The following is a 12,807-nucleotide window of genomic DNA, read 5'->3' as shown; positions in this document are numbered from 1 at the left end:
CACAAGTTTTTATTACACGAATAATCATCGCTTTTTTATCATAGGGAGTTGTTATGCCGCACACCTTGGTCCGCGCTCTAATTAGCCTTTTTCTGTTGGTTGGCAGCCATTTACAGGCAGCAGAAATTCCTACTGTACTGCAAGATTGGCAGGGCTGGGTCTTAAAAAAGCACCCGGAAATCCACTGCCCGTTTTTATATAACGATGCCCAACGCTCTTGCGTCTGGCCGAGTGAATTGCACATTGATGCCAATACACAGGGAGTACAGTTTACCCAGCGGATAGAAACATTTACCGAAAGTTGGATCAGACTGCCTGGCGGCACCGGCTTCTGGCCTGAGAATCTGCGCGATACCAGCAATTCACTCATGCAGGATAAATTAGCCATCCGCGAGCGCGGCGGAATCCCCGAAGTTCTCCTTCCACCTGGCCGATATACATTGCAAGGCGATATCCGCTGGACCGGTATTCCGCGCACACTGAGCATCCCACCCGCATCCGGGATCATCAAGCTGCAACTCAACGGCACGAGCGTAGCCACTCCATCACTCGAAAGCGATAGCCAGCTCTGGTTGACCGCAACACAAAATGCGCAGGAAACCCAGCAGCAAGACAGTTTGCAAGTACGCGTTTTTCGTAAACTGGATGATGGTATTCCTCTGAAAATCAGCACCCGCCTACAATTGGATGTGAGCGGCAAAGAGCGCGAAATACAACTGGGGCAGATGTTGCTCACCGGCTTTAATCCAATTCTGTTCAACAGCCGCCTACCTGCCCGCCTCGAAGCCGATGGCAAGCTGCGCGTGCAAGTTAAACCGGGCAGTTGGGAGATCGAACTGCATATGCAGTCCACCCAACCACAGCCCCATTTGGGCTACAAAGCGCTGGATGAGCACTGGCCGCAACAAGAAATATGGGTAGTCGCCAGCCAGCCAACACTGCGCAGCCTGCAAGTTTCCGGCGTATCCAGCATTGACCCAAGCCAGACTCAATTACCTGACGAATGGCGCGAACTACCCGCTTATTTGGTCACTCCGGACACCACCATGGAATTGCAGGAGTTGCAGCGCGGTGCGGGCGATAGCAGTAACCAACTGGTACTTGATAAAGAAATCTGGCTGGATTTTGATGGTCAAGGTTTTACGCTGCGCGACGAAATTAGTGGACAATTTCAACAAGGCTGGCGCATGGAAACGCTGCCACCCTATGAGTTGCAAAGTGCCGCCCTCAATGACGTACCCCAGTTGGTTACCCGCCTTGCCGACAACGCCAACACCGGCGTAGAAGTTCGCACCCGAGAACTTGACCTTACCGGCATCAGTCGCCTGCTGCGCAGCACAGCAATTCCGGTCAGTGGCTGGTCCGTGGATTTTGCGGAGGTTGATGCACAACTGCATTTGCCTCCGGGCTGGTCGCTACTTTCGGCGACTGGAGCCAGTTATGAATCCGGTAGCTGGGTATCCAAGTGGAGCCTGTGGGATATTTTCCTGGTACTGATAATCACCTTTACGGTAGTGCGCATCACCAACCCATTCTGGGGCGGATTGGCGCTGCTGACTCTGTTGCTCACTTTCCATCGCGCCGGCGCACCGCTGTTTATCTGGCTAAATATCGCTGCCCTGCTGGCCCTACTGCCCATGGTCAGCGGCAAGTTCAAAACCCAGTTGGTGCGCTATGCCTATGCCAGCTTTATTTTGCTCGGCTTATTTTTGCTGCCGTTTAGTGTGCAGCAGGCGCGGCAGGTGTTTTATCCCCAACAGGAGTTTTCGGGGCGCAATATCAGCGAGAGTTACTACGACGATAGCCAGAACAGTTGGGGCTTTGGCTTGGTAATGATGAGTTCGGATAACAAAGGAGTTGAAGCACCCCAAACAAAATACCGCGCAGATCAAGCCGATGCGGTAGAAGAGGTAGTTGTCACCGGCGTCCGATCCTCGCTCTCCAGCCCTAAACAACAAGTATCCCAGGAATACGATTTAGGCCAACAAGTACAGACAGGCCCGGGAGTTCCCGGTTGGAATTGGCACAATATCGATTTGCGCTGGAATGGGCCGGTAAAACCGGATGAAGTTACCCGCCTGTATCTACTGCCACCCGCCATCAATCGCGCAGGCAGCGCCTTGAGCCTATTGCTCCCTCTCCTGCTGGGTGCGCTGTTGCTGCGATTATTCTTACGGCAAACCGGACACACTCTACCGAGCTGGAAAATGGGCAACCGGACGCTGTTACCCACCCTTTTGTTGCTTGGCTGCGGCATCAGCCAAAGCGACAACAGCCAAGCTGATGTGCTGGTTTCCACTGCTTTACTCAAAGAACTGGAAACGCGCCTTACCCAGCCCGCGTCCTGCCTGCCGGATTGCGCCAGTATCGAATCCCTGCAAGTGAAAGCCGATGGCGAACAGTTGGCAATGGATATCATCATCCACAGCGCCGATGCAATCGCCCTGCCCCTGCCTGCCCAACGGCAGCAGTGGTGGCCAAATCAGGTGCTGATAGACAATAAACCGGCATCACTGGTACAAAATGCCAATGGCCAGCTGCTGGTCAATCTGCGTAAAGGGCGCAACTTGCTCCACCTTGAGGCAGTGATTAAGGGGCGCGACAGCCTCACCCTCAGCTTCCCCTTGCCCCTCCATAACCTGGGCAGCCAATTAGATGGCTGGCAATTGACGGGAGCACCAACGGCAAACCAAGCCAGCAGTTCACTGCAGCTCAACCGTATTCAGCGCAGCGAAGCATTGACCAAAGCTGAACACCTGCAACCCGACCCTATCGCTCCCTTTGTGACCGTGACGCGCCAACTACAATTGGGGCTGGAATGGCGTGTAGAAACACGCGTAGAGCGGGTTGCTCCTACCCAGGGAATGATTAATCTGGAGATCCCCTTATTGCCCGGTGAGTCGCCTATCAGTGGAGATACCAGCATCACTGGTGATGAAACCAGCAAAGGCAAAATCACCGTACAACTGGATTCCCATCAACAAACGACCTTCTGGTATTCCACCCTCAAGGCAGAGTCACCACTGGAACTGAAAGCACCGGCAAATCCGGCTTGGGTGGAAACCTGGGTCTTGGACACCTCGCCCATCTGGCACACACAGGTAACCGGTATACCTGCAGTGCAAACCAGCAACCTGCCCGTCTGGCAGCCCTGGCCAGACGAAAGCATCAGCATTATCGTCAGCCGTCCGCAGGCAGTAACAGGCAGTGCGATGACAATTGACCAGGCCCAGCTGAAATATACGCTGGGCGATCGCGCCAGCAGTTCCACCTTGAGCCTGTCCCTGCGCACCAACCAGGCAGGACACTACGACTTTGCCCTACCGGAGGGAGCCAGCCTCGAAGGTGTTAGCATCGATGGGGATGAGGCGCCCTTGTTGGCAGTAAATGGCCGGGTAAAAATCCCGCTGCACCCCGGCGAGCAAGAACTGGAAATTCGCTGGCAAGATGACAAGGGCACCCGCCTTAAAACCATAAGCCCGGCAATCGACCTGGGCAGCAATAGCAGCAACCTGACGATTAATATTGATTTGCCGGGTGATCGTTGGCCACTGCTGGTAGGCGGGCCCAGCATGGGGCCAGCGGTATTGCTCTGGGGAATGTTGGCCGTGATACTGCTGCTCGGGCGCAGTCCACTGACACCACTGAAAACCCATCAATGGGTGCTCTTAAGCCTGGGGGTGGCGACAGTCAATCTCTATGTACTCGCCCTGATCGCCATCTGGCTGATCCTGCTCACCAAGCGCGGGACATTGGTACAGATAAGCTCAGCCAGAACCTTCAAGTGGATGCAGCTGGGATTATTTTGTCTATCGCTGGTGACCTTGTTGATGTTATTGGGCAGCATTCCCTACAGTTTGCTATCCAGCCCGGATATGCACATCACCGGAAATGGTTCCAATGCGCATTACCTGCGCTGGTACCAAGACCAGAGTGCGGGTGAGTTCCCGCAAGCCTGGATTATTTCACTCCCTTTGTGGAGCTATAAGTTGGCCATGCTGCTCTGGTCGCTATGGCTGGCGTCGGCATTATTAGATTGGATTCGCTGGGGGTGGCAGCAACTGAGCTGCCATGCGTTATGGTATGCCCCGGATTCAATTTTGCCAGCTACACCCAAAGGAGAAAATGATTTACTGGAGAATAAAACCGAGGCGAACAAACCCAATTCGGATGCTCATCCCAAATAACTTTCAGTTTGCCAAAAAATAAACCCTCACCAAATGGCGAGGGTTTATTAAAAAAATTTGAATATCCTTTTCCAATAATCCATTCAGCGAAAATTTTTAAAATATTGCATTAAAAATTCCAATCCGCCATTACCCAAAATTTATCAGTGTCGGTAATTTTGGTGGTAGCATCGCCCATTGCGTACTGCGCATACTTTGCAGTCCACACAACGGCACCTACTTTTTTGCTGATGCTCAAATCAATTTCATCACCGTAATCGGCGCTGCCAAAATCTGCATCGTATTTGTGATAGCTCACCAGCGCTTGTGCACCTGCAAACGTAACACCCAGGTTTACATATTTATCTTCAAGACCATCCTTAGGTGTAGCTAAAAACTTATCTGCCCAACCATTAAATGCATGCAAGGTTGCCAAGGGAGTTGCAAAACCATAAGCACCATTATCAGAGCCCAAAACTTCATAGCCCAAACCAATGCTGTAACGTGAAACCGTATAGGTTCCTTCAGCTAACAAATAATCAGCATCAAACGCTTTTTTTGCACCTGCATCTTGTTGAGCTGCATATTCAAGGTTGTAGGTAAAGGTTTCACCCACTGTACCCTGCCAACGCGCACCAAAGGTATCGCTGGTTAAACCAAATTGGGCGATGGGGTTTTCCACATCCAACAAATAGGCATAGCCAATTAGTTTACCTGCATCAAAGCCGGTGTAGCTGGCATTTAGCACGTGGCTATTCATATTTAAATCGCCCAATCCGGCATTGGCCTCACCAAAAACACGATTCACGTTTTTGATATAAGCATAAGTAAAATTGGTGTAGCGAATTGCTTTGTTGGTGAGCGAGACACCATCGTATGTCTGCTCGTTCTGGCGCCAGCCTACATTACCGATAAAACGGGCGTTGTCGAGAATCAAACGCTGGCGACCATATTTAATTTGATTGTTAAATGTGGTGTAAGAAATAAAGCCTTGATTGACTTCAGTACCGATGGGATCAGCAATGATTGCTTTATTGGTATTCAGTGGATCATTGCCAGCAGTGCGATAATCGACTTCATTCGTCATCTCGCTCACATTGTCCATTTCCGCGGTAAAACCAAAACCATTCCATGCACCAGACTGATAAGACAAGCGCGATCTGGTTGTCCAGGCATTCGCTTCTTTCTCACCAGATTTATTTCCCTGCGCATTTAGAACATCTTCAGTTACATCTTCATAGCGTGTACGAAAATTTACCTTGATCACACTGCCCTGCTGCATAGATTCGGTGAATGTTTTTGCTGAAATACTTGGAGCAGCACAAAGCAGCGAACTTGCCGCAGCAACAAGAAGATGAATCGTATTTTTTTTCATAGAGCCTTCTCCAAAGATTTTCATAAATGTGTGTAGTTAATCCGCACCCTGCCAATAAATTTGAAATATAAAATTTATATTTGCTATGCACTAAAAAAGTTTCTTGTATGTTTATGGGCATAACATGGCGGTGACTGAAATCCATTAGAGCAAGGCTTATGCCAATTGATTTTCTAAACCATCCCCAAAGGAATAAATCATTATTAATCAAAGGGATATAAAACGTTAAAAAATACACCACGAAAAAATCGCATTTTTTTACGCGCACCCTTATGGGGACATCATAATTTTTTACGCGCCAATTAAATCCAACACGATAAAATTTATCGCACAATAAACGCCCACAAAAATGCACGCCGCTTTTTCACTTTGCACAAACTTGATGCAACCACAAAAAATAAGTGAATGGGTGCCTAAATAGCAGGCACAAAAAAGCCGCACAATTGCTTGTGCGGCTTGCATGTTAACGGGCAAAAAAGACTTAGTTAAGGCGTACGCTGGCGCCTTGCGCCAAGCCTTTTTCAATACGCACCTGTGCGAAAGTAACATCCAATTTATTATTGGCCACCAAGGTAAATGGCTCAAGAATGAGGGCAAACAACTCCTGTGGCGTGCGCTTCAATCCAAAGTCAGTGCCGGCGTCCGGATAGCATTTCAAATCTACGGTTAAGGTTTTCCAACCAGCCCCAGCAATACTGGTAAGCTCCCGGGTTATATCCACTTGTGAATAACAAGAAGGACCACATCCAATGCGCACCCAAGCCTTATCGACAGGTGCAGCATCCACTTTTATATCAAACACCAACGAAGAATCTGATTCATAGTAATCACTCAACACCTGACGATTCAGCGTTGAGATGGCAACCAACCCCTCACCTTGACCATTCCACACAGCCCGACGCGCATCTTCCTGCACATCGCGGTCCACACAAGTTACCGTTAGCGTTGACACACTGGCGATATTGCCATTTAGATTGGCGCGATCGTTATTTTTACCTTCTAAAATAATGCCGTACGCCCCCATGGGGCGACGATTGAATAATTCCAATATCGCAGAACTGGACTCAAATACTATCCCCTCTTCTGACAAGTCATCGCCCAACGTATCAGTATCGCCATAATTCAAACCAAAACCATAGGCAAACAATGGATCATAATTTTCATCGCCAATATTCAACGTGCCCTGATCCGGCGATTTGGGCCATGAGAAGGCTAAGCGCCCCTTTACGGGATAATTAATTTGATCATCGGCATTTTTGAAGATCACATCAGCGATACCTGCACCTTCTGTACCCGGCTGCCAAATAACTGCAAACGCATCAGAGGCATTAAGTTCGCGGTTCACCCACATGGGGCGACCAGTGACAAACAATGCCACAACGGGAATTCCTTGGGATTTTAATTTCTTGAGCAAATCCAAATCGCTGGTATCGCCAGCTTTCAACAATTGGTGTTGGATATCGCCCTGCATTTCGGCATAGGGATCTTCACCAAAAATAACGATAGCAACATCCGGTTTCTCACTGTAGGAACCGTCGACACTCAATGTAACTTTACCGCCCGCACTGGCAACGGCATCCTGAATTCCCGCCCACAAAGTGGTAGCACCGGGGAAGTCCGCCATAGTATTGCCGGTACCCTGCCAGTTCACCGACCAACCACCAGTTTGCTTGCTGATATTGTCTGCGCCATCGCCTGCAACGAGAATATTTGCTTTGGCAGACAGCGGCAGAATATTGTTTTTGTTTTTTAACAATACAATGGATTCGCGTACAGCTTGGCGAGCAACAATACGATGCTCACGTGCACCAAGCAATTCATCTTTACCTGCGAGTGGGCGAGTTGATGGAAGACCTTTCTCCCACAGATTCGCACGTAATTTCACACGCAGGATACGGCGCACTGCATCATCGACACGCGCCATCGGAATAACACCGGTACGCGCTTGCTCAACAGTATTGTTAAAAAGCTGCTTCCAGTCAGGATCGGGCACCATAAAGATATCCAATCCTGCATTAATTGCCTGTGGGCAATTCAATACCGTTGCGCCTGCAACAAAACCGTGGCCATTCCAATCGCCCACCACCAAACCGTCAAAACCCATTTGATTTTTTAATACATCAGTCAGTAAATAGCGATGCCCATGCATGTGTTCGCCGTGCCAGCTATTAAAGGAAGCCATCACACTTTGCACACCGGCTTCGATTGCGCTGTAGTAACCAGCTGCATGAATACGACATAAAGTCTCTTCATCATCGAGACAGTTACCGCGATCGATACCGTTGTGGGTACCACCATCGGCGATAAAATGTTTTGCAGTGGAAATAACGCGATATTTAGAGAGGAAGCCTGAGTCATGGGCTTCACCTTGCAACCCCTCAACCATCATGCCCGCATATTCGCGCACAAGATCAGGATGTTCGGAATAGGATTCGTAAGTGCGCCCCCAGCGATCATCGCGCGCAACCGCAACAGTGGGAGAGAAATCCCAATCCAATCCGGTCACCGCAATTTCAGTCGCCGTGATACGACCGATCTCTTTAATCAATTCAGGGTTGCGCGCGGCACCCAGCGCGATGTTGTGCGGAAACAGGGTTGCACCAACAATATTGCCTACGCCGTGAACTGCATCTGTGCCCCACATAATCGGGATAGCCACTTTGCCATCGCTGGTATCCATAGACGCCTGATAATAAGCATCTGCAATCGCCAACCAATCTGCAGCTTTTGAGTAACGGTTGCCATTGGGCACCGAGCCACCGCCATTCAACACCGAGCCGATGTGATAATCCTTAATATCCTGCGGAGTCAAGTGGCGAATCTCCGGCTGGATCATCTGCCCCACTTTTTCCTCAAGAGTTAACTGCGCGAGCAATTCGTCTATTTTCGCTTCAAGCGCTGGATCTTTTTTCACCTTGCTGGTGATGCTGGGCCACTGCACGTTTCAACCTCCGTCGGGGGCATCTAAAAAATCATTGTAGGGACAACACTGTGTAACGCCGAAAATCCTGACGGTTAAATAACACCAAGTGGCGCCAAAGCCCCACTCAAAGAGTGTAGCCGCCAGAATAAATGAACGGAAGATTCCTTGAGATAACCCCCGATACACCGCTCGAATCAGGGTAACTTGTGCGGGATGCCCATCTTGAGCACCTGTGTGACATCACTTCTCTTATTAAATTGCGGCCAATCAATCGAGCCAGCAACCCCTTCCAAGCTGGCGCAAACTACTATTTGCTGACAGCGCTGTCAACAATAGGGCGCGCCAACCTGCATGCAAATCAATATTAAACCTGAGAAATCGTATTTATTCGTAAAATTAACAAATAAACCCCTGTATGAGCACCAGATATGCGCATGAAAAAGTGTGCAAAATCAATTTAGCAATCGGGCGTAAAAAGTGAATTTCCGCCCATCCAGTTTAATGTTATCCTCCTGAGCCTAACCACTATATCCAACACATTCCCCTATAACTATTTGATCTTCATATAAAAGAAGCTGAGGAGTCACATGAGCCTTTTACTGGTTGCAGATATCGGCGGCACCAATGGCCGTTTTGGACTGGTCGAATTTGATGCAGAAAAGATCGGCACAAATGGCCAAATTAATTACACCGCAGAGCGCCAAATCACGCTCAAGTGTGCCGACTATGTTGATATGGCCACCATGATTAGAACCTGCTGCGCAAAATTTGGGGTTGATATACCTGATTATGCTTGTTTAGCGATTGCCGGCCCAATCGAAAATGGCCAGGCATCCATGACCAACCTGAATTGGAAATTTTCAATTCACGGCCTGCGCGATCAATTGGGAATGAAAACCCTGCATGTCATCAACGATTTTGCCTCTCTTGCATATGCAGTTCCTTTCCTCAAAGAAAATGAATTAGTCACTCTCTACGAATCCAATAAATCCAATCCTGACGCACCGATTGTCGTGATGGGACCTGGAACAGGTTTTGGTATGGCAGCGCTGGTTCCCAGCCAAAATAATTGGAAGATTATCCCTACCGAAGGTGGCCACGCCAGCTTTGCCCCAACAAATGAAAAAGAATTGGATATCAAATCATTTCTATTGAAAGAGCAAAGTCACGTATCGGTTGAAAACATTTTGTCAGGTGGCGGCCTCGTGACACTGTATCGTGCCCTTGCACACAATTCAGGTGTTGAAGCAAAACCCTATTCACCTGCTGATGTCAGCACCAAAGGCCTTGCGAATGAAGATCCCCTATGCCGCGAAGCCGTACTGACTTTCTGCGATGTATTGGGTGAAGTAGCAGGAGATAAAGCACTTTCCGTCGGTGCGCGCGGTGGTGTTGTTATTGGTGGTGGACTCACGCCCAAACTGATGGGCTTGTTGCCGGAATCCCATTTCCTTGAGCGCTATAAAAACAAAGGCCCTATGGCTGGATATGTTAGCGATATATCAATTCGCTTGATTGTTAATGACAAAGCGGCATTGGTTGGCTCTGCCGCCTGGCTTATTCACAATACACCAGAATTAAAAGCACACTAAAATAATCAAATATCTCGCCCATAAAAAATGCACCCTCAGGTGCATTTTTTATTGGGACGGCAAGTTGAATTTTTAATGCTTATCTTTAGGTTTGATTAACGGTCCGGTAGATTCGCGCGAAATAATACTGGAGCTCAGCATACTGGCAGGTAATTGGATCTCGCGTCCTTTTAATTGTTTGAGCAACAAATCGGTCGCTTTTTTTGCCATCTGCCGAATAGGTTGGCGAATTGTTGTCAAGGCCGGCCAGATTTGGTGAGCAACAGGTGTATCGTCAAATCCTGCTACCGATAATTGTGCAGGAATTTTAATTCCCATCTGATGGGCAACCATCATTACCCCTGCCGCCATATCATCGTTCGCCGCAAAAATAGCGGTCGGCCGCTGGGCATCCGCCAACAATTTTTTTCCGCACATCTCACCGGATTCAAATGAGTTATCGCCCTGCTCTACCAAATTTTTTAGCAGCGGCAAATCATTTTCCACCAAGGCCGCTTTATATCCTTCATAGCGTAATGACATAGCACGATGATCAGGATGACCACAGATAAACCCAATGCGCGTATGCCCCAACGCGATAAGTTGGCAGGTCATATCGTAGGATGCTTCTTCATCATTTGTTTCAACGTAGGGAGAAGCAGATTTATTTTCCGTCGGTGCAACACGCACAAACGGAATATTCATTTTTTTCAATAAATTGATAACGTTCATATTGTCAGATAGCGGCGGCGTCAGCATTACACCATCAACCCGCTTTTCCAAAATCATATCGGTCACTTCATTAATCAAATTAGGATCGCGATGAATGGCCGGATGCACCAATAATTCGTAGCGTTGCGGGCGACAAATTTCCAATACCCCTTCCTGGATATCCAACACATAGTGCGCACTGGGATGCCCATAAATAAGCCCCAACAAATAAGAGCGGTTGCCTGCCAAACTGCGCGCCGATTGATTGGGGCGATAATCCAGAGCGCTGATCGCCGCCTCAACTTTTTCACGAGTTGCAGGGCGCACATTAGGTTCGTTATTGACAACACGAGAGACTGTTTTCATGGACACGCCCGCCAGAGCGGCCACATCGTCGATGGTTGCTTTTGCCACAGTACTCACCTCAAGGTTGATTTTTATCGCTATTGTTATCGCGCACTCTGATTGGATGCCCGTGCGCAGTTATCCGTTAATATTTAACCAAACAAATATGAGTCAAAATGACTACAAGATGAATAATGCGCGTGTGATTGTAAACCGGGAACAAACAATGTGACAGCCTTATAGGCTTGGATTATAGTACCGCGCGCTTGGCGCACGCTTTTAATCGGCAATCGTCAATTTAAGACCACGACAACGACAGACCATTTTTATAACAAGAGGTAGAACCATGGCCAGCATTCCGCAAGGCTCATCAACGCAACACAGCTCGGTGGACGCAGGTAACAATACTGTGCCCCTGATTATCATCACTATCCTGTTTTTTATGTGGGGCCTATTAACATCAATGAATGATGTTTTGATTCCACACCTGAAAAGTGTCTACACCCTGAGCTACACCCAAGCAATGTTGGTGCAATTTTGCTTCTTCGGCGCCTACTTTGTTATCTCTTTACCTGCTGGTGCACTCATCAAAAAGCTGGGTTACCAAAACGGTGCCGTGGCCGGTTTGATTATCGCCGCGTCAGGTTGTGCGTTGTTTTACCCTGCAGCAACCAGTGGCTACGCCATTTTCCTGCTTGCATTATTTGTACTTGCCTCGGGCATCACTATTTTACAAGTTGCTGCAAACCCCTATGTGACGGTGCTTGGCCCAGCCAGAACCGCATCCAGCCGCTTAACCCTGACCCAAGCATTCAACTCCTTAGGCACTACCATTGCCCCGTGGTTGGGTGGGATTTTAATTTTGGGCGGTGCGGTGTTAACGGCAGACCAACTCAATTTATTACCCGCGGCAGAAGTTGCTGAATACCGCGCAAAAGAAGCGGCATCTGTTCAAGGCCCCTATCTTGCACTTGCTGCTGCATTACTTGGCTTGGCATTATTTTTTGCCTTTGCCAAATTGCCAAAAATTCAACACGAAGACGAACCGGGTGTATCCGGTGATATGGCCTCCAACAAAGAATCTGCACTGTCACATAAACATTTGGTACTGGGTGCAATCGGGATATTTTTATATGTTGGTGCAGAAGTCGCCATCGGTAGTTTATTGATTAACTTTTTTGGCGAAGAAAATATTGCCGGCCTGAAAGAAGCAGACGCAGCACACTTGGTAAGTTATTACTGGGGCGGAGCAATGGTTGGCCGCTTTATTGGTTTTGCAGTCATGCGTTATATCAGCCCAGGCAAGACCCTGGCATTCAACTGCATCTGCGCTGTATTGCTGGTATTAACCGCAACCTTCACTGAAGGTAAGTTGGCTATGTGGGCGATTATCGCGGTGGGTTTGTTTAACTCTATTATGTTCCCAACCATTTTCAGTATGGCATTGCACAACCTCGGCAAATTCACTGGCCAAGGTTCTGGTGTTTTGTGTATGGCAATTGTTGGTGGTGCATTAGTTCCTTTACTACAAGGCGCTTTAGCCGATACCTTTGGCTTGCAAATCTCCTTCTTGCTGCCTGCTGCCTGCTATTTATACATCATGTATTTCGGTATTAAATATGCTGGAATATACAAAACTGCTCCGGCTTCAGAGCCAGCACATTTGTAATTTTCCGATAATAAAAATGGGCGCAGTAGCGCCCATTTTTTTGCGTC

General features: G+C 48.4%; 6 protein-coding genes. 3 read left to right on the top strand and 3 right to left on the bottom strand.

Annotated features, from left to right (window positions below; all coding sequences use genetic code 11):
* Positions 1 to 53: 53 nt before the first annotated feature.
* A complete protein-coding gene (locus tag J2X05_RS05605; protein ID WP_310069844.1) occupies positions 54 to 4,187 on the top strand; it encodes a hypothetical protein in 4,134 nt (1,377 codons plus the stop codon).
* 109 nt (positions 4,188 to 4,296) lie between these two features.
* On the opposite strand, the gene J2X05_RS05600 is transcribed toward J2X05_RS05605, so the two are convergent.
* Together J2X05_RS05600 and J2X05_RS05595 are read right to left on the bottom strand one after the other, a co-directional pair.
* The gene (locus J2X05_RS05600) at positions 4,297 to 5,541 is read right to left on the bottom strand and encodes an alginate export family protein (RefSeq protein WP_310069841.1); all 1,245 of its coding nucleotides are present in this window, start codon (positions 5,539 to 5,541) and stop codon (positions 4,297 to 4,299) included.
* A gap of 481 nt (positions 5,542 to 6,022) precedes the next feature.
* Positions 6,023 to 8,482 (bottom strand): glycoside hydrolase family 3 protein, encoded by a 2,460-nt coding sequence (locus J2X05_RS05595; protein ID WP_310069838.1) that lies wholly within the window; start codon positions 8,480 to 8,482, stop codon positions 6,023 to 6,025.
* A gap of 569 nt (positions 8,483 to 9,051) precedes the next feature.
* Between J2X05_RS05595 and glk the strand changes: the two genes are divergently transcribed.
* Positions 9,052 to 10,056 (top strand): glucokinase, encoded by a 1,005-nt coding sequence (glk, locus tag J2X05_RS05590; RefSeq protein ID WP_310069835.1) that lies wholly within the window; start codon positions 9,052 to 9,054, stop codon positions 10,054 to 10,056.
* 72 nt (positions 10,057 to 10,128) lie between these two features.
* Here the strand turns inward: glk and J2X05_RS05585 are convergent, their stop codons facing one another.
* Entirely contained in the window at positions 10,129 to 11,160 is a 1,032-nt protein-coding gene (locus tag J2X05_RS05585; RefSeq protein ID WP_310069833.1) for a LacI family DNA-binding transcriptional regulator, read from the bottom strand.
* 277 nt (positions 11,161 to 11,437) lie between these two features.
* On the opposite strand from J2X05_RS05585, the gene fucP reads away from it, so the two are divergent.
* The gene (gene fucP, locus J2X05_RS05580; RefSeq protein WP_310069830.1) at positions 11,438 to 12,760 is read left to right on the top strand and encodes an L-fucose:H+ symporter permease; all 1,323 of its coding nucleotides are present in this window, start codon (positions 11,438 to 11,440) and stop codon (positions 12,758 to 12,760) included.
* Positions 12,761 to 12,807: the final 47 nt, after the last annotated feature.

Origin of the sequence: Cellvibrio fibrivorans (genome assembly GCF_031457055.1) — a bacterium.
In the GTDB taxonomy this organism is placed as follows: Bacteria; Pseudomonadota; Gammaproteobacteria; order Pseudomonadales; family Cellvibrionaceae; genus Cellvibrio; species Cellvibrio fibrivorans.
The sequence above is the reverse complement of the archived record's forward strand: the minus strand, read 5'-3'. Positions and strand labels throughout refer to the sequence as shown.